Raw genomic sequence first — 17,017 nt, 5'->3', positions numbered from 1 at the left:
TCGATCACTGGCGCGGCCGCTATGGCGGGAGCCGCAGCACAGACCAGCGAACAGGAGCTCGATCTCGAAGCGATACGCGCCCGCGCCAAGGTTGAGGCGAGCGAAGCCGAGGCGCTTGCCGCCAGTGCCCGTGCGCGCGCCGAAGCTGTCCTTAGCCAAGCCAATGACAGCGCCGCCGAAGCCCAGGCGCACGGCAAGCGCTACACCGAGCAGGCGGCAAGATCCGCGCGGCCAGAAAGTGAGGACGTCTTCGACTTCGACAAGATGGTGGCCGACGCGGGCACCATGGCCAGCGAGGGCTTGGGTGAAGCACCCCGCTTTATCGCCTTCGCTTCGCTCTCGATGCCGCCGGCGGCCTTGCGCGCCATGGCGGACGACGTCGCCCGTGCAGGCGGTGTGGTCGTGCTTCGAGGGCTGCCAGGGGGCAGCGCCAAGACCCTGACCGCAGCGCTCGCGAAAGTCGCAGAGGACGGCGGCAAGCTCGACGCGGTCGGCATCGATCCGCGCCTGTTTCGCGCCTTCGGAATCGAGACGGTCCCCACCTATGTGGTGACCAGCAGCGATTTCGATCTCTGCGATGGCTTCGATTGCCGGACCCAGGTTCCGCCCCACGACCGGATGAGCGGCAATGTGAGCGTGTCTTATGCGCTCGAAACCTTCGCCCGAGGCGGCGGTCCCGGCGCCCTTCTCGCATCCCAGCATCTTGCCCGCCTGCAACGGAGTGACCCATGAAGCGGCTTCTCCTCCCCCTTCTCTGCCTCGCCTGCGCCTGTCTGCCGGCAAGCGTCTCGGCCCAAAGCACGACCGATGCGGCCAAGGCGGACGGTAAAGCGTTCGGGCGCGACCAGGCGGCCGCAGCACAGAGCGCGGCGACAACCGACCCGGACGCAAACCGTATTCCCAATTTCGGGGGTGTGCCGAACCAGTCGGGCTATTTCGACGATCCAGACCGGATGGCGCGTGAAGCCGCGAGTCAGGCAACGGCGAACACCGGATACCGGACCGTGCGCGATTCCATGGATCGCCGTGCGCAGTTCGCGCCCCAGGACCTCGACGCGGTTGTCGCGCGCAGCAACGTCATCAACGACGATCCGCTCTCCTACACGAGCGGCATGAGCATTAGCGGGAGTCAGGGCCGCTGCGTCCCCCTGCCTCCGGGAACCGGCACGGCAGCGCGCTACATGGCGACCTGCAATGTCGGCTATACCGCGACCCAGGAGAACAGAACCTGCCCGGTGACGCTGAATGCGACGATCGAGCAGCGGCAGGTATATGGCTACTACTGCGTCGGCGGGAGCGGCGTCGATCCGGCGTCGATCTACAATTGCAATCGCTACCCGGCGCCGCAATGCACGGTCACGCAGTCCTATCCGATCAATCTGTGCGATCCCTATCTGGGTATCTACTGGGGCTGCAACTCGGGGGACCTGCGCGTCGATCTCGTGAGCTGCACCGCACCGGTTGATGGCGCGACGCCCTACAGCGTGACCGGTGAAAATGTCGTCACGACGAGCCGTGATGAAAGCCAGTGCGCGGGCCTTGCTGCGGACAATTCATGTCAGCAGGACACCGAAACCTGCACAGACAGCGATCCTGTCACCCGGATCGTCGACGGCATTGCGGTCACCGAGCCCTGCTGGGCATGGTCGCGCAGCTATACTTGCGCCGAATTTACCGAAGCCCAGGACTGCCAGACGCTGGAAAGCACGTCCGGCTGCTCGCTGGTGCGTGAGGACTGCCTTTCGGGTGAGCCCTGCCGAACCTGGGAGCGGGTCTACGACTGCCCTGTCCCGGACCAGCCTACTGATACCAGCCAGTTCATCTGCGACGGCGACATCTATTGCATCGATGGCTCGTGCGAGACGATCGATCGCGAGGCCAATGACGAGTTCAAGGACGCGGTTGTCGCGCTCAACGCGATGGACCAGGCACGGCGCGAGTTCGATCCCGACACGCTCACCCTGTTCAAGGGTACGCGCAACACCTGCTCGTCCAAGGTCTTCGGCGTGCTCAATTGCTGCAAGGGCAAGGGTTTCCCGCTCATTCCGGGTATCCAGCTGCTTGTCGCTCTCGGCTGCAGCCGCGAGGAAATGCTGCTTCACCAGCGCGATGCGCAGGGCCTATGCGCCTATGTCGGGACCTATTGCTCTGACAGTTTCCTGGGCGTCTGCCTGACCAAGAAGAAGGTCTATTGCTGCTTTGAATCCAAGCTCTCGCGGATCCTGCAGGAACAGGGCCGCCAGCAGCTGAACAAGCCCTGGGGCAAGCCCAAGACCGAGCAGTGCCCTGGCTTTACCATCGACGAGTTTTCGCGGCTCGATCTCTCGAAGATGGATTTCAGCGAGGTCTACGCCGAATTCACCGACGCCGCGCGTCTGCCCGACGAGCTCCAGGCCGCCACCGAAATCCAGCAGAAAATCGAGGACTATTATGCCCGCGCCAGCCAATAAGGCCGCCCGGCGGCTGCTTGCCGCCTGCCTCTCGCTCACCGCCGTTGCGCCCGCGCTCAGTGTTCCGGCACACGGCCAGGAACCGCCGCTGGTCACGACCAGCGACAGCCAGGACAGCTTCTACTGCGAGGAGCGGCGCCTTGGGTACTGGTTCTATTGCGCCAGGCCCAAGCCGCCCGAAGTGCAGGAGGATGCCTCCGAGCCTGCTCCGAGTGCGACGAGCCAGCTCGATGCCATCACTGCAAATCTGCGCGAACTGAAAGCCAAGGCGATTCTCGAGCCGACGCCGGCCAATGTGACGGCCTACATCCGTTTTCAGCGCGCCCAGCTCGACCGGGCATCGCTGTTCAGCGATGTCTGGCAGCGGGCGATCTGGCAGGATCCTGATCTCGACTACACGCTCCAGCGGCCAGTCTCGACGCTCGGCAAGCGCCAGTGGCAGGACTCGCGCAATGCCGAGCGCAATGCTGTGATGGCGCAGCTCTCTGAACGCTACGGGCTGTTCTACTTCTTCGCCCAGAGCTGCGGCGCCTGCGAAGTCATGTCGCCGATCGTCCAGAGCGTCGCTTCGACCTGGCACATCACGGTGCGCGCGATTTCGACCGACGGCGGCCCCTCACGCCATTTCCCGAATTACACGGTCGAGACCAACCAGCGCAGCCGCATGGGGCTCGAGCCCAAGGTCACGCCGGCGGTGGTGCTCTGGGATGCCGCCAAGGGCCAGCCCATCCCGATCGGCTACGGCGTAATGAGCGCCGACGAGCTGCAGGACCGCATTTATCTCCTCACATCGAAGGAAGCCGGACGTGACTACTAGGATGAAACGTGCCGTCGCCGCGATCCTTGCGGCTACCCTCCCCCTTACCAGCGTATCGGCGGATGTCGGCAGTTCGATGGACTCGTTCCTCAACGATGTTGGCGGCGCCGCTAACGTCAATGGGCCGACCGCGTTCGAGGGCCAGTCGGCAGGCTATTACAGCCTCGGCAACGTCTGGACGCGTTTCCCGCAGAAGACGACCAACATCGCCAATCTGCAGCTGCCACGCGCTCGCGCAGGCTGCGGCGGCATCGACATCTTCGCCGGATCCTTCAGCTTCATCAACGCGAGCGAGATCGTCGCGATGCTGAAGGCTGTCGCCAACAATGCGGTGGGCTTTGCTTTCAGCCTGGCGATCGACACGGTTTGCCCGGAATGCTCGAAGATCATGCAGGAGTTCAGCCAGAAGGCTCAGCTCATGAACAACCTCAACATCAACTCCTGCGAAATGGCGCAGGGGCTGGTGGGCGGCATCTGGCCCAAGGGCGATCTGGCCGACAAGGCGATCTGCGAGGCGATCGGCAATTCGGAAGGCATCTTCACCGACTATGCAGCCGCCAAGCATGGATGCGGCACCAAGGGCCAGCGGTCGAGCACGACGGCGCAGGGCTCGGGAAAATATGACGACGTCAATCCCGCCGTGGCAAGGAACTACACCTGGACGATCCTCAAGAAGTCCGCGTTCTTCTCGCCAAATGGTACCTTCGACGAAGAACTCGCCGAATATGCAATGACGCTGCTGGGCACGATTATCTACGTCCCGCCCAAGGATGATGAGCCGGGCAAGTTCGTGCCGATCGTCGGGGAAGCGTCCTCGACGCTTGTCACCTCACTGCTCGATGGGACGAGCAACGGAAACGTCCTGATCTTCGACTGTGACGAGCCGGACAAGTGCCTCGATCCAGGCTTCAAGTCGCTCAGCCTTCCCGCATCCAAGGCGCTGCGCCCTCGGGTTGCGGCCCTGATTGCCGGTATGATCCAGGCGATCCATGACGACACCGCGATCACCGACGCGCAGAAGGAGCTGCTCCAGGTTGCTTCGATCCCGCTTTACAAGATCCTGACGGTCCAGGCGGCCTATGGCCGCGGTATGCCAACCGACGATCGCGAGACACTGGCGGAGATCGCCAGCGTCGACCTGCTGTTCGCAGTCCTCGACCGGATCGTCAGCGAGGCGGGCCGCTCGATGTCGAGCTTCATCGGCGCGGACGAAGCCAAGATCGCGATGTGGCAGGGCCAGGTGAATGTCGTCCGGCAGGCACTCGCCGACAGGCAGGCAAACACGCATCTGAAGGTCAACGCCATCATGCAGATCATCGAGAAAACCGCATTCATCGAGAACGTGCTCGCCGCCTCGATGTCGCCCGGCATGGCCGCCTCGCTCGACTGGTCGCGCGGCGTGCAGTCGCGCGCCCTTACCCACTGACCCCTTTCAGCGCGCCGACAGCGGCGGGAGCCCAGCATCATGGTCGAGATTTTCACAGTTGGCGGCGGCGACTACCTGGTTAATGTCTTTCAGGCGGTCGCCGCCTGGACAGGCAATGGGGGCTACAAGAGCCTCCTGCAGGTCGTCATGGTCATGGGGCTTGGCCTGTCCGCCATCACGCTGGCGTTCAATCAGGACTGGCGGGCCTGGATCAACTGGTTCCTCGGCGCGACGCTGATCTATTCGTGCCTGATGGTGCCGCGGCTCGACGTCCATGTGACCGACCGGCTCAACCCTAGTCTTGCTCCGGCCAATGTCAGCAATGTGCCGCTGGGTCTTGCGCTGATGGCGAGCTTCACGAGCCAGGTCGGCGACTATCTGACCGGCTCGGCCGAGGTCGTGTTCGGGCTGCCGGGCGATCTCAACTATTCGAAGAATGGCATGATCTACGGCGCGCGGCTCTACGATGCCACACGCTCCTTGCGCATTTCCGACCCGGAGTTTGCCGCCAATCTCGACGAGCACTTTCGGCAATGCGTCTTCTACGACGTGCTGCTTGGCCGCTATTCGATGAAGGAACTCGCCGAGACCAGCGACATCTGGACGACCATTGCGCCTGGGAGCCAGGCGCGGGCCCAGCGCTTCCTGACCCGCGACACGGGGACCGGTCAGGTGACTTCGAATATCATCACCTGCCGCGAAGCCTATGACGCCCTGAACGCGCAGTGGGCCGGTTTGATCGACGGCATGGGCACGGTTTTCGGGCGCCAGCTCTATCCCGACCAGACCGCCGCCCTCGCCAAGGCCAAGCTCTTTGCCGATCTGCCAGTGGCCTACCAGTACCTCACCGGGGTCTCGGCCAATGCGACCGAGATATTCAAGCAGACGCTGACGATCAACGCGATGAGCCAGGCCATGCATTCGATGGCGGCAACGAGCGGCGCGGGCAATGTCGATGTCTACGCCCAGACACGCGCCGATATTCAGACTGAGCGGACCTATGGCTCGATTGCCAGCAACGCGATGAAATGGGTGCCGCTACTCAATGTCGTGCTGACCGTGCTTTTCTACGCCCTGTTTCCGGTCCTCTTCCCGCTGTTCCTGCTGCCCAAGACCGGGCCGCTGGCACTCAAAGGCTATGTGACGGGTTTCTTCTACCTGGCGGCATGGGGACCGCTGTTCGTGATCCTGCACATGATGCTGATGTACAAGGGGGCCGCGGACATGAGCGCGGTTGCTGGAAGCAGCGGGCTCAGTCTTGCAAGCTTCACCGGCATGGCCGATGTGAACAGCGATATCGGGCTGCTCGCAGGCTATCTCATCGCGTCGGTGCCGTTTCTGGCTGGCGGCGTCGCCAAGGGCGCCATGGCGATTTCGCACCATGCGACAAGCTATCTCAATCCGAGCCAGAATGCGGCCGAGGAAGCAGCGCGCGAGGCAAGCACAGGCAACGTCTCGCTGGGCAATACGAGCTTTGAGAATTCGAGCGTTCTGACGCGCCAGTTCGCACAAGGGACGATCGCGCCAAGCTTCACCTATGGCGCGGCGCAGACGCGGACGTTCAGCGATACGGGCTCGATGACGACGAGTTTCCCCGAAGCCAGCTACGATCAGCTTCCCAACTCGAGCTATCCATTCACGCCCAGTCTCGGACAGGAGTTCACTTCACGCCTGTCGACAATGGCATCGCAGGCGCGCTCGAACAGCGAGAGCTATGCGAACATTGCGACGGAATCGACCACCAGCGCCGTCACAAAGTTCCGCGAACTGCGCAGCCAATTCAGCCGCGGATCGGCTTTCGAGAGCGCAACCGGCACATCCAACTCCGATAGCATCCAGACCGCCTTCAACGAAGTCGACCAGGCATCCACCAACCTACAGCGCCAGTTCGGCCTCTCACGAAGGGCCGCTGACGACATTTCGACCGCGTGGTTCCTTGGGGGCGAAGCTGGCGCAAATGCTGGCGTTACTAATGGTGTTCTTTCGGCAAACGTAGGAGCGAAAGCTGGCGGTACCCGCACATGGACCGACAGCGATATCGGCATCGCTTCCGAGGACCGCTCACGCATCTTCGGCAGCCTCGCACAGATGTCGGACAGCCGGAACTGGTCGAGCACGCGCGACGGGTTTGTTCGCAGCGTCAGCACCTCGTCGAGTTCCTCGATTTCGTCGACCGCGAGCGGCATGAACGCATCGCTAACCGAGGCGCAGAGTTACAGCCGCGAAGCGCGGCGGGCTGAAGAACTGGCAAATCGCCTCGAAAGCCAGGCATCGTTCTTCGAAGGTAACAGCGCCGCTGGCAGCCTCAACCTGTCACAGGCCTACCGCGAATGGGGCTTGGTCGAAATCGAACGCAATCGCGACTTCTACGGCAATGTCCGGTTCGACGACCTGACGTTTCAGCTCAGTCCGGAAGGTCAGGCGCTGCAGGGCAAATTCATCGAAAGCTACGCGGAACAGCTGCGCGACGGGATCGAGGACAGGCTCGTACTGACGTCAGGGCAACCAATCTCTCGCCCGACAGTCTCAGGACTGGGATATGTCCGCAGTCGAGCCCAAATCGGTGGAGGGAGTTCAGGAAGCGTGCCGCAGGTGGACCCAGGCACTATTCACGACGAAGTGCTGCGCGCTCAGGATGCCGGTCGTCAACGGATCCGCGGACCCAGAGGCCGCCTTGATGCGGTTACCAAGGGCGCACAGGGTGCGAGCGCGGAGTCTGCCGATGAAGTGAAGGAATGGTGATCTACAGCCCAATCACCAGAGCCCGAACGAGGCACCTGCCAGGAACAAGAACACCGCTAAGATAACGGTCACACCGACAATTGTGAGCTTCCGCCCCCAAGGGTCGGCCCAGGACTTCTTGATCCGATACTCCATCAGGCGATTGTCACGGATCGCTTGATCGAGTTCCGAGAAGCCCTCCCAACATTTTGGGCGCCGTGACTCTGCTGCATCGATATCGAATTTAGTCATGATCGCATTCATCTCGCCTCTCCTTAGAACATAGCAGAAACAGAGTCAGGGGACAGGAAATTCGACAGACGCCGGTGGGCTCCTACCATAAGCAGGGCTCTCTCCTCTCGCATGGCGAGTGTTGGGGACGGTCCGGACACTCGACTGGCGTGACGGCCAAGGGCTGGCGCGGTTCACGAGAGCACGGCCCGCAAGGGCGCGGCATTAATCGGCAGGTAGTCGAGGGCGAAACGGGAATTTGCAATGCGGCAAAAGTCGGACTGCCACGAGCATCAAGGTTTTCTGATCACCTTGGTCTTGTAGACAGTTTCTTTAACGTCGCCGACTGTGCGTTCGACACCGACCCACATATCTTTGCCGTCGCCATCGTATTTCGCGCTATTAGTGAGCTTCTTATACGAACGCGAGGAAATATAGACGCACCACGGATAGTTCCGCACATCGGAAAGCTTGGCCGAGAATGCCGGTGCCTTTCCTATCCAAATGAGATCGTTATTATTTCTGATGCCAGCGCGAACGGCGCGGGCCACACCCACGTCGATCCCTACGCAGTGGGTGATTTGCAAGTCGTTGTCGCGCACGGACTTAAATTTTTCCCGTGCTTTCGGCGCGATGATCTTTTCAACGACGTAGTCTATCTCTCTCGCGCAGTTCGCAGCGTTGCTGTTTGGAGTGTCTCCGATAAAGACCCCCATCACGCGATCACCGTCGAAGCTGCGAATCTCTCCGCCCCAGGCCCTGATGAGGCGGGTGGCAACGTCAAGATAGGCCCGGATAATCTTCGCCGTCGTTTGCCATTGGCAAACGCGGGCAAGGCTAGACGATCCAGCCAAATCGGCGTAGAGGAACACAGCATCGAGCTTCACGGCACCGTTGCGGAGCGTCACGCTGTCGGAATCCGGCACGGTACGACCCTCGCGCTCATCCCAGGCGACGGAAAAAATGTCATCGACGGAATCGCTCAACGTATCGACGAAAGAAGACATTCGGACCTCACATCAAGCAATCAGCAGGCGCGCCTGTCGGTGAACACGCCTTCCTTTTCAATGTGCTCCTTCGCTTCAATGCAGGCGTTGCGCACCGTGCGCTTCATTTCATCATCGGAGCCGGTCCGATATCGCAACGTGGTCAAACCTGCGGCATCGCTCGGCAGACGAACGCCGTCATCGGCGCAAACCAGAAGCATTGATCGCCGACGCCCCAGCACACCGAGAGAAATCCCAAATTCGAGGTGGACATTGTCGCGAGCAACTTGATGGGTTTCGCCTCGCATGGTGAGGGTGTCATCCGCACCGACAACGGCAATCGTGAAGTCGGACGATTCAATCGCGTCCATCAGCGAGCTTATGGGATAATCGGAAATGCCGAATGTCCCTTTATCCCACAGTTGAACTGCAATTTCCTTGGAATCGAGATTTCGCACGATTTCATTCGCGATACCGATCTTCTCAGATGACGAAATCACGAAAATTCTGGGAATGTCATTTGTTTGCCCAATGCCCTTGTTTCGCTCGTCAAGCCGTCCTGCGACCACATCAAGCATCCGCTTCAAATAGGCAGGGCTATCGCGTGTAATCTCATCCAGCGCAGTGCGCTTGAGGCGAAGTACTAGCGCCTCGCCGATCGCCGAAACGGTAGCCGTGCGTGGCCGCGCTGGGGATGTACCAGTAAGCTCCCCTACATGCGTACCAGCCTCGCGTACCGCCTGCGGACGCCCGTTGATGGTGATCTGCATCTTTCCGGCAAGAATGAGAAACAGGTCGTCGTCCCAGTCGCCTTGCTTGATGATGACATCGCCATCGGCAATTTCCTGCAACACCCCGGCGGCAACGATCTGTTCGGCAAGGTCCTTGTCATTCGCGACCAAATCCTGGCCGCAAACCGCTTCTATGAGCCTGACTTTTTTTTCGTCTCCACTAAATCTATCCAGCAATGCGCCCATAGTATTCTCCAATCCTTTCAGCGTAATCCGCACAACTTCATTTTACCGCAACAAGTTTCGCCCAAAGCGCGGGCATCCTTCCAGTATTTTTCAAGATGAAACTTCCTCTTCTGCTCACAAGAGACAAGTTCCAGCATTAGCGTCCGCTTCTTGCAATCCTTGCGCACAATCGGCCACTTGCGACGACTTTTGTGCTTGCACCCTCTTGGGCATGGCGCCCGACCGTTGATCGGGTTGCCCTTCTTGTCGAAAAAACGAAGATTGGGATCGGTTATCCATGAGGGCTCGCCCAGATAGGCGGCGGCGTATTCCTCTTCAAAGCCAAGCTCGCGTGCCGCGATGAGCGCCTTTTCGTGCCATTCGCCTGCACCGCCATGGTCGAGCGCGTGCGCTGGCGGCCAGATACCTGTCTTTTCGGCAATCGACTGGCAGCAAAGGTACTGTCTTAGTTGCTCCCACCATTGAATGGCCGTCTCGTCCGATACCACTTCGAGAGTATGCAGGCCCAGACAAAAGGTCTGATCGCGTTGTATGTGGCGTTCGGGACAACGGGCCGGGAATTTTGTGCCGGGAGATTCTTCCCTAACGCTGAGCGTCGAATATCCCTGTATGTGCAATTTGACGCCGGAGCCCGACCAGAGAGTGCCGGGCACATACGCTGTGCCTACAAGAAACAGCGGCGACGATGTTTCTATCGAAAACCAGGCGGGGCATTTGCCTTCTAAATGACGGGATGGCATGGCCACTCACAGCTTCGCATGTGCCCTCATTGGCTCGGGTGCGTGCGCGCGCATCGGCTCCGCCTGCACAGACGAAATGTAAGGCGATGCCATTGTTCCCAGAAGCATTGCCGACGCATCATAATCCATGTTGGAAATGACGCGCTCACTCCCAAAGATTTGCCGAACGACGGCAGGCGCAACCGCATAGGCCTTCTCGCCTATCGCGGTTTCCGTTCCTGTGCACCGGCGCTGTTCGTTCTCCGAAACGCAGGTGGCGCGGCTTGTCGCAGTCCTGACGCTGGCCGCACCGCGAAGCCCGATGCGGCAGATTGGTGTCGGGCCGAAGTCGATGCCGATGGCAAGGCCGAGGCCCGCGATACCTGGCAAGGCCATCTTGCAAAGATCGAAGGAGGAACGAATACCACCTGCCGCGTTCACTGAGGCACGGATGGAATCCATCGCGTTGGTCTCGCGAGAATTTCCCTCTGCGAGAAGTCCGTGCACACAATCGCCGACGAAGCGCACTTTGCGGCCCCCAAAATCTTCCCGCAGCACAGCCGCCATCTCGGCGCGGAGCACATGCAGATTGGCAACGGCTTCAGCTACATTTCCGGTCTGGATGGCGTGATCCACATAGGCAGTGAAACCGTCGATGTCTGCGAATATCGAGGCCAGTGGCATGCGTATCGCGTTGCTGGGGGGATGCTCGGCAAACACGATGTCCTTGAGCGGCGGTTCCTTATGGTGAAAGCGGAAAGCTGCATCTGAAGCCTGCTCGGGAAATTCGCGGCGCTTCATCTGAGTTTCAAAATCAATATAGGCTTTCGCCAGACGCGCGTCGGCATCGAATGTCTGGCCTCGGGCACTGACGCCCTCTTGCAGAAATCCTGTTTCCACGGCCTTTGTTAGAGCGGTGAAGGAAGTTGGCGCGTTCTGGTCTCTCGCGTGCTGCACACGATTGCTGAGAAAGATGCCTTCTTCGTCTCCGTCAGCGAGCTTGGCCGCATGGTTTGCAGGGCTACCGATGAAAAGGGGGTCGGGCTCGTCACGCTTGCCGCTATCGATTGCCACCGCCGGACCGCTGTCTATGCCGACCCGCACCGCCGTTTGAAACTCGGGAAAATCGTTGCCGAGGCGTTCGACCATCTGGCGAAATGCCGCTGCAAAAGAGATTGCCTTGCGAATGCGCTCCGGTTCGTTCTCTCGCCCTTCGGGGGTGAGCACGACAGCATGGAGACGTGAGCCGTGGAAATCGACGCGCTGGATTTCGAATTCATCGATAAGGCTGTCGCAGGCACTGTAGTGTGTATGCAGGAATTCCAAAGCGCGCCGATGGCTCGCTTCGGTCTCAATGCCAGCGTCTTCAAGGACACCGTTGAAATCGATGAGGTTCGCATAGATATGCGCACCGTGCGTTGTGATGGCGCGGTTGCGGGGTACACGAAGAATTGCGAGCTTATCGTCGGTAAGCCCACCGCTCGCCTTCAGGAGTCGCCTCTCACCCAGATACCGGGCAAAATCCTCGACGACAATTTCGCCTTGCGGAACGGTCTCTTTGAACCGCTGGATGCGTAGTGCTGCACGTTCCTGATTCCAGGCCATTCTACCTCACTCTCCGCAGCATCATAGGCTGCGCTTCCATTGTTGACCGCAATCAGCCCTTTGGCGGATTGGGATCGTTGCCATGGCTGTCGCTGCTGGCGATGCGGCCATCCTTATTGTGGATGCGGAATTCGGTGCCCTGATTGCGGCTGATCTCGCGCCCCCGATCGATAGCTTCCCGCTTGGTGTCCGCATGTACGCTCGCGCGTCCTGCTCCACCCCGTTTCACGTCCCATCCGCCGTTTGGATTTGGTACGACGTGGTGGGACTTTGGCCCTTTGCCCATGAACTGCGCTCCGTAAAGCTCGCGAGGCACACATTATACCTCTACTCCGAACATGCTTGCACAGTTGCTATTCGGCAGTCAAGCCTATAAAATACCTCTACACCGAACGCAGCAAGGCGGGAGAAGCGGTTTTGGCAAATATCCTTGGGGAAAAGATTCGTAAGTTGCGCAAAGAGAAAGGATTGACGCTGGACAAGCTCGCCGATTTAACGGGGTCGAGCAAAAGCTATATATGGGAGCTGGAAAACAAGAACCCTCCAAGGCCGTCTGCGGAAAAACTCGCAAAAATTGCCGAACAACTTGAAACGACAATCGAGTTTTTACTCGACGAAGGTGATGAACTCTCGCAGGAAGATGCGGCCGATGCGCGTTTTTATCGTCAATATCGAAAGATGGATTCCGCAACGAAGGCAAAAGTGCGTCAGATCATAAAGCTTTGGGATGAGGATACATGACCAAGAGCTGGTCGCCGCAACGCTGGGCAAACTCCATCACGACAATGCTCAATGCAGTCTACGGCGATGCACCGGAGCGTTTTCCGGTCAACATTCCACAGCTCGCCAAGGAATATTCAAGGCAGCGTTTCCCTGACGACCCGATCACGCTGGTGAAGGGTGCGTCCTTGCCGGGGTTCGATGGCGCGCTCTACCGCGCCCCATCGGCGAAGAAAGGTTGGGGGATCGTTTACAACGATGCGATCAGGTCGCCAGGCCGGATCAATTTCACGCTGGGACATGAGTTCGGTCACTACCTGCTTCACCGCCTTGCATATCCCGATGGGATGGAATGCGGCGACCAGGACATGGTGCGCTGGGACAGCGAATACGCACAGATCGAGCAACAGGCTAACGAATTTGCCGTCGGCCTGCTTATGCCTCTCGATGATTTCCGCAGACAAATCGACCCAAAAGCGAAACCCACCCTTGATGAGATCGGCGCTTGCGCTGCGAGATACGACGTTTCGCTGATAGCGGCGACGTTACGTTGGCTTCAATTCACCGAGCGCCGGTCCGTGCTCGTCGTTTCGCGAGACGGCTATATTCTTTGGGCAAGATCGAGTGATCGTGCGCTCAAGACCGGTGCATATTTCAAGACGGTTGGCCGCCCACCGATTGCGGTGCCCGCTCTGTCCCTCGCCGCGCGCTCCGATCCTCTGAATAGCAAGGGCGCAATCGAGCATGGCGCAGACGTATGGTTGGCCGAGCCATGTGAGGAAATCGCCCTCGTCTCCGACCACTACGATTTCACGATCTCGCTGCTGCATCTTGGTCGAGCCGAAAAGCGGACGTGGATGGACGAAGACGAGGTTGAAGATTCCTTCGACCTGATGCGGCGCAAGTTGCGCAATGAATAGTGGCGTGGGGCACGACAGCTTTGTCCCCAGATCAGGCCGGTCGGTCCACCGTGAGAGCTTGATGAACAAACGGGAGGTTTCGTGAAACCGATTTGAACGGCTGAACGACGGCTATGGCGGCGGTGTCGGACGATATCCATTTCGCATGGCGCTTTACTGGCCCCATAGCATGGCGTGACATTGGCCAAGTTTGGCTTAGCGTCAGATCGAAATAAAGCGTGCTTGCTCCCGATCATATCTAAGATCAGTCACCGTCCCGTCGCTGATCCGGGCCACGAGTTCGTCGATCGCATTTAGCGGCACGAGAAACCATTCGCGGGGCTGGACGGTCTTGCCGAACCGGTCCCCAGCAGACAGATCAAGCCGCGCTGGAGAAAGAGCGCGGTGAATCAGTCCTTCAAGCTTGCTACGATTAATGTTGTAGAGCTTGTACTCGGCAACGACTTCGACATCGGCGAGTAGGAAGGTCGGGTCATTGCGGGCATTGGCGATCCGGCTTGCGACAGGTTGGCCCGTGACCCCGATCTTGTGGATCAGCTCGCGGTGCTGATCCACGTAAGGGTGAGCTGACTTGCTCCGCAGGACGTAGATCGTGCCGCTGGCAAGATCATCCGACTCGGCAGTATTGCCAAACAAAGGCCCAGCACTAAACTCGGTGATGCGGCGCGCCGTGTCGTCCCGGTACAGCGCTTTCTGGAAGGATCGGGACAGGACTGTCGCCTCGGTTCCGTTGTCGTAGATGACGCGGACACGGCGGTCCTTGCGCTCGTACTGGGTAACGAAATCCTCGGTCGAGCCGGCGATGTAGGCAAGCTGTCCGCCGACGATGAAGAAGTTGCCCGGCTGGATCTCCGCTAAGGTGACCTCGGTCTGATCAAGCACCTTGGCCTGCCGGGCTCCCGCCTTAAGGTCCGCTTGCACCCGCTCGAACAGTCCCTTGAATTCCGCGAAATCCTTGCAAGGTTCACGGTTGGCTATCTCCTCGGCCGCCCGCTTCTCCGTGCGCGACGATACGTGGCGAAGTCGAGTAATGTCGTTGCCGGAACCGCTCGCGATGCCGAGTTCGGCGAGCAGGGCCTCGTCGTCGAGCGCAGCAGGTGCGGCTGCAAGTGTCGCTGCGTCTAGAATGCCGTCGGCATCAAGCGGCGCGAGCAGGTCACGCGCTTCCGGCATGCCGCGAAGTTGGTCGAGACGAACGGCATAGAGCCGCTCAAAGATGTCGCGGTCATCGCCATGCTGCGGCAACCGGCCATTCTCGGCAACGAAGCGCTGAATGTCCTCGAACCCAGCGACAATCCGCTCTTGCAGCGGCGTGAGCGCGCGCTGCACCTCGGGCGTCATGTCGACGCCAAGTTCCGCCAGCAGTTCGAGGTCGCTCAGTTCAGCCATCAGCGCTGGCCTTTGCGGCATGGCGCTGAAGGAAGGCAATGCCCTCAGCCATCTTGCGCTCCCAGGCGTCCTGCGAGGTCAGCGAGGGCAGCCGACCACGCTCACGCTTGAACTCCAGCGCGCGCTCCGCCAGCGCCCGGGCATCCTCGTATGTCAGCTTGTCCTTCTTGGCATTGATCACCGCCTGCACCTGGAGCAGCGTCTTCTCGTCCATGGCTTTGGCCATCACCGCTATGGTCGCGTCGAACGGATTGACATGATCGATCAAATCGATGTCGAGGTCAGTTACGCTGAGCGCGAACTTGCGGACGCCGTCGATGAAGGCGGTGTTCGCCTTGATCTCGCCGTCAACGACGTCTCCACCCATCATGGCCTTGGCCTGCTGCGTCACGTTCATCGCCGCGATCGCATGCTGGCGCACGGCCTCTTGGTCTTCGGCGCTCAGTTCGGGATACTTCTCGCGGATGATCTTGCCCATCTTCAGTTGGGTCAGTTCCTCGGGCACTACGTCAGGATCGAACATGCCGCGTTCTACCACCGACTTGTCCTGCACGAAGTTGGCGATCACCTCGTTGAGGTCCTCGCGGCAGATCCGCGTCGCCTCGATGCTGGTCGGCAGCTTCAGGCCCTTGATCTCGAAATGCATCTGGCCCTGGGCGTTGACGCCGATATTGGTCTCGCCGAGCTTGTAGCCGTCTTCGCCGTAGTCGAACCCTTCCTTCGACCCGGCATCCTTCGGCGTGAACTCGAACCGGGGCGCGAGCACTTGCTCCATCAGCAGGCTGGCAGCAATTGCCTTGAGGTAGTCGTTGATCGCATCGACCACGAGCGGATCGTCTGCCGCTGGCTCGGCAATCAGGTTGGTGAAGCGCGCCCGCGTCTTGCCGGGAGCGTCGCGGGTTGCGCGGCCGATGATCTGGATGATTTCGGTCAGGCTGGAGCGATAGCCGACAGTTAGCGCATGCTCGCACCAGATCCAGTCAAACCCTTCCTTGGCCATGCCAAGCGCAATGATAATGTCGACGAAATCCCGGTTGGCCCGGGCTTCAGGCGATTTGAGCGAGGCCACGACCTTGTCGCGCTTGGCCGCGTCGTCGTCGACCAGGTCGGCCACCTTGATCGTACCGCCAGAAGCGGTGCGCACCAGATGGAAGCCCGTGTCTGGATCCACGCCATGCCAGTCACCGAGGTGGTTCATGATGTCCTCGGCCTCGCGGTGCTTGTCCTTGAGGCTCTCGCGCGAATTGACCGATGGAATGTGGACGATGGTCTTCACTGTCGGGTCCAGAAGCGCTGAGATCTTGTCCGTGTAGCGGCCGATGTAAAAGCTGTAGCCGATGTCGAGCACCTTCAGATGCTCATAGCCGTTGAGCTGCTCGTAATAGGTGTAGGTGACGGTCTCGAATTTCGCCTCATCTTCCGGCGCCAGCACGGGGATGGCATCGCCCCGGAAATAGCTGCCGGTCATGGCGACGATGTGAGCCTTGTCGCGCCCGATCAGCTGCGCAAGCTGGGCGCCAAGCCGGTTGCCAGCATCCGCCGAGACATGATGAAATTCGTCGATGGCAATGACAGTATCGTCGAAGGCCTCCACACCAAACTCGTCAAATGCGAAGCGGAACGTGGCGTGGGTGCAGACCAGCACCCGATCATCCCCGGCGAGAAACTCGCCGACGGCCTTGACCTTGGACTTGGCCACCTTGGGATCGTCCGCGCCGGGCGTGTTGCACAGGTTCCACTGGGGGGCGACCACCCAGTCGGCCCAAAAGCCATGCTTGCTGAGCGGTTCGCTTGCAAAGCTCGCACCGATCGAGCGCTCCGGCACGCAGACGATCGCCTTCTTCACGCCCTGGTTTGTCAGCTTGTCGAGCGCGATGAACATGAGAGCGCGGGACTTGCCAGAGGCTGGCGGCGACTTGATCAGCAGGTACTGCTCGCCCCGCTTGTCATAGGCGCGGGCCTGCATCGGCCGCATGCCGAGTTCGTTCGCCTTAGCCGTCGCACCGGTGCCGGCGGGGCAGAAGGTGACCGTGGGAATGATATCGCCGTTTGCCAT

At 60.1% G+C, this 17,017-nt stretch carries 15 protein-coding genes; 7 read left to right on the top strand and 8 right to left on the bottom strand.

All coding sequences use genetic code 11. The annotated features are described in order from the left end of the window. Nucleotides 1-21 precede the first annotated feature (21 nt). Genes trbC through SZ64_RS03645 form a run of 5 tightly spaced genes read left to right on the top strand, consistent with a single transcriptional unit; the run spans nucleotide 22 to nucleotide 7,435 of the window. Nucleotides 22-732, top strand: coding sequence for a type-F conjugative transfer system pilin assembly protein TrbC (gene trbC, locus SZ64_RS03665; protein ID WP_241772975.1), 711 nt, complete (start codon nucleotides 22-24; stop codon nucleotides 730-732). Further along, complete coding sequence (locus tag SZ64_RS03660; RefSeq protein WP_054529573.1) at nucleotides 729-2,450, top strand: conjugal transfer protein TraN; 1,722 nt, start codon at nucleotides 729-731, stop codon at nucleotides 2,448-2,450. Before trbC ends, SZ64_RS03660 begins: the two co-directional genes overlap by 4 nt. Beyond that, on the top strand, nucleotides 2,431-3,267 hold the full coding sequence (locus SZ64_RS03655; protein WP_054529572.1) for a conjugal transfer protein TraF: 837 nt from the start codon (nucleotides 2,431-2,433) through the stop codon (nucleotides 3,265-3,267). Before SZ64_RS03660 ends, SZ64_RS03655 begins: the two co-directional genes overlap by 20 nt. 1 nt (nucleotide 3,268) lies before the next feature. Continuing rightward, nucleotides 3,269-4,693, top strand: coding sequence for a conjugal transfer protein TraH (locus tag SZ64_RS03650; RefSeq protein ID WP_054529571.1), 1,425 nt, complete (start codon nucleotides 3,269-3,271; stop codon nucleotides 4,691-4,693). Nucleotides 4,694-4,732: 39 nt separating this feature from the next. After that, nucleotides 4,733-7,435: a conjugal transfer protein TraG N-terminal domain-containing protein gene (locus tag SZ64_RS03645; protein ID WP_054529570.1), complete on the top strand. Its 2,703-nt coding sequence runs from the start codon at nucleotides 4,733-4,735 to the stop codon at nucleotides 7,433-7,435. 12 nt (nucleotides 7,436-7,447) lie between these two features. On the opposite strand, the gene SZ64_RS03640 is transcribed toward SZ64_RS03645, so the two are convergent. The 6 genes from SZ64_RS03640 to SZ64_RS03610 all read right to left on the bottom strand — a co-directional run bounded on the left by SZ64_RS03640 (nucleotide 7,448) and on the right by SZ64_RS03610 (nucleotide 12,218). Then, nucleotides 7,448-7,678, bottom strand: coding sequence for a hypothetical protein (locus SZ64_RS03640; protein ID WP_054529569.1), 231 nt, complete (start codon nucleotides 7,676-7,678; stop codon nucleotides 7,448-7,450). A 260-nt stretch (nucleotides 7,679-7,938) separates the two neighbouring features. Then, nucleotides 7,939-8,652, bottom strand: a complete 714-nt coding sequence (locus SZ64_RS03635) for an adenylate/guanylate cyclase domain-containing protein (protein WP_054529568.1) — start codon at nucleotides 8,650-8,652, stop codon at nucleotides 7,939-7,941. 20 nt (nucleotides 8,653-8,672) lie between these two features. After that, nucleotides 8,673-9,608 carry a TIR domain-containing protein gene (locus SZ64_RS03630; RefSeq protein ID WP_082384423.1) on the bottom strand — a complete coding sequence of 312 codons (936 nt, stop codon included), beginning with the start codon at nucleotides 9,606-9,608 and terminating at the stop codon, nucleotides 8,673-8,675. A gap of 17 nt (nucleotides 9,609-9,625) precedes the next feature. After that, nucleotides 9,626-10,348, bottom strand: a complete 723-nt coding sequence (locus tag SZ64_RS18470; RefSeq protein WP_347230274.1) for an E2 domain-containing protein — start codon at nucleotides 10,346-10,348, stop codon at nucleotides 9,626-9,628. Between the two features lie 6 nt (nucleotides 10,349-10,354). After that, the gene (locus SZ64_RS03620; RefSeq protein ID WP_082384422.1) at nucleotides 10,355-11,932 is read right to left on the bottom strand and encodes an adenylate/guanylate cyclase domain-containing protein; all 1,578 of its coding nucleotides are present in this window, start codon (nucleotides 11,930-11,932) and stop codon (nucleotides 10,355-10,357) included. A 52-nt stretch (nucleotides 11,933-11,984) separates the two neighbouring features. Beyond that, nucleotides 11,985-12,218, bottom strand: a complete 234-nt coding sequence (locus SZ64_RS03610; protein WP_038575574.1) for a DUF2188 domain-containing protein — start codon at nucleotides 12,216-12,218, stop codon at nucleotides 11,985-11,987. A gap of 131 nt (nucleotides 12,219-12,349) precedes the next feature. Between SZ64_RS03610 and SZ64_RS03605 the strand changes: the two genes are divergently transcribed. Next, entirely contained in the window at nucleotides 12,350-12,673 is a 324-nt protein-coding gene (locus SZ64_RS03605; protein WP_038577034.1) for a helix-turn-helix transcriptional regulator, read from the top strand. Next, the gene (locus tag SZ64_RS03600; protein ID WP_054529563.1) at nucleotides 12,670-13,572 is read left to right on the top strand and encodes an ImmA/IrrE family metallo-endopeptidase; all 903 of its coding nucleotides are present in this window, start codon (nucleotides 12,670-12,672) and stop codon (nucleotides 13,570-13,572) included. The genes SZ64_RS03605 and SZ64_RS03600 overlap by 4 nt, the downstream gene beginning before the upstream one ends. A gap of 201 nt (nucleotides 13,573-13,773) precedes the next feature. Here SZ64_RS03600 and SZ64_RS03595 read toward each other — a convergent pair whose 3' ends face one another. Together SZ64_RS03595 and SZ64_RS03590 are read right to left on the bottom strand one after the other, a co-directional pair. Further along, nucleotides 13,774-14,961 carry a GIY-YIG nuclease family protein gene (locus tag SZ64_RS03595; RefSeq protein WP_054532071.1) on the bottom strand — a complete coding sequence of 396 codons (1,188 nt, stop codon included), beginning with the start codon at nucleotides 14,959-14,961 and terminating at the stop codon, nucleotides 13,774-13,776. Further along, nucleotides 14,954-17,017 carry a DEAD/DEAH box helicase gene (locus tag SZ64_RS03590; protein ID WP_054529562.1) on the bottom strand — a complete coding sequence of 688 codons (2,064 nt, stop codon included), beginning with the start codon at nucleotides 17,015-17,017 and terminating at the stop codon, nucleotides 14,954-14,956. The genes SZ64_RS03595 and SZ64_RS03590 overlap by 8 nt, the downstream gene beginning before the upstream one ends.

Origin of the sequence: Erythrobacter sp. SG61-1L, from assembly GCF_001305965.1 — a bacterium.
GTDB lineage: Bacteria > Pseudomonadota > Alphaproteobacteria > Sphingomonadales > Sphingomonadaceae > Andeanibacterium.
This window is presented reverse-complemented; position numbering and strand designations above follow the sequence as displayed.

Bases quoted from the DNA above. Each gene is read 5' to 3' on its own strand.
- SZ64_RS03650 (WP_054529571.1), top strand. From the start codon at position 3,269: ATGAAACGTGCCGTCGCCGCGATCCTTGCGGCTACCCTCCCCCTTACC.
- SZ64_RS03600 (WP_054529563.1), top strand. From the start codon at position 12,670: ATGACCAAGAGCTGGTCGCCGCAACGCTGGGCAAACTCCATCACGACA.
- SZ64_RS03660 (WP_054529573.1), top strand. From the start codon at position 729: ATGAAGCGGCTTCTCCTCCCCCTTCTCTGCCTCGCCTGCGCCTGTCTG.
- SZ64_RS03620 (WP_082384422.1), bottom strand. From the start codon at position 11,932: ATGGCCTGGAATCAGGAACGTGCAGCACTACGCATCCAGCGGTTCAAA.
- SZ64_RS03655 (WP_054529572.1), top strand. From the start codon at position 2,431: ATGCCCGCGCCAGCCAATAAGGCCGCCCGGCGGCTGCTTGCCGCCTGC.
- SZ64_RS03645 (WP_054529570.1), top strand. From the start codon at position 4,733: ATGGTCGAGATTTTCACAGTTGGCGGCGGCGACTACCTGGTTAATGTC.
- SZ64_RS03595 (WP_054532071.1), bottom strand. From the start codon at position 14,961: ATGGCTGAACTGAGCGACCTCGAACTGCTGGCGGAACTTGGCGTCGAC.
- SZ64_RS03610 (WP_038575574.1), bottom strand. From the start codon at position 12,218: ATGGGCAAAGGGCCAAAGTCCCACCACGTCGTACCAAATCCAAACGGC.
- SZ64_RS18470 (WP_347230274.1), bottom strand. From the start codon at position 10,348: ATGCCATCCCGTCATTTAGAAGGCAAATGCCCCGCCTGGTTTTCGATA.
- SZ64_RS03635 (WP_054529568.1), bottom strand. From the start codon at position 8,652: ATGTCTTCTTTCGTCGATACGTTGAGCGATTCCGTCGATGACATTTTT.
- SZ64_RS03630 (WP_082384423.1), bottom strand. From the start codon at position 9,608: ATGGGCGCATTGCTGGATAGATTTAGTGGAGACGAAAAAAAAGTCAGG.
- SZ64_RS03590 (WP_054529562.1), bottom strand. From the start codon at position 17,017: ATGGCAAACGGCGATATCATTCCCACGGTCACCTTCTGCCCCGCCGGC.
- trbC (WP_241772975.1), top strand. From the start codon at position 22: ATGGCGGGAGCCGCAGCACAGACCAGCGAACAGGAGCTCGATCTCGAA.
- SZ64_RS03640 (WP_054529569.1), bottom strand. From the start codon at position 7,678: ATGAATGCGATCATGACTAAATTCGATATCGATGCAGCAGAGTCACGG.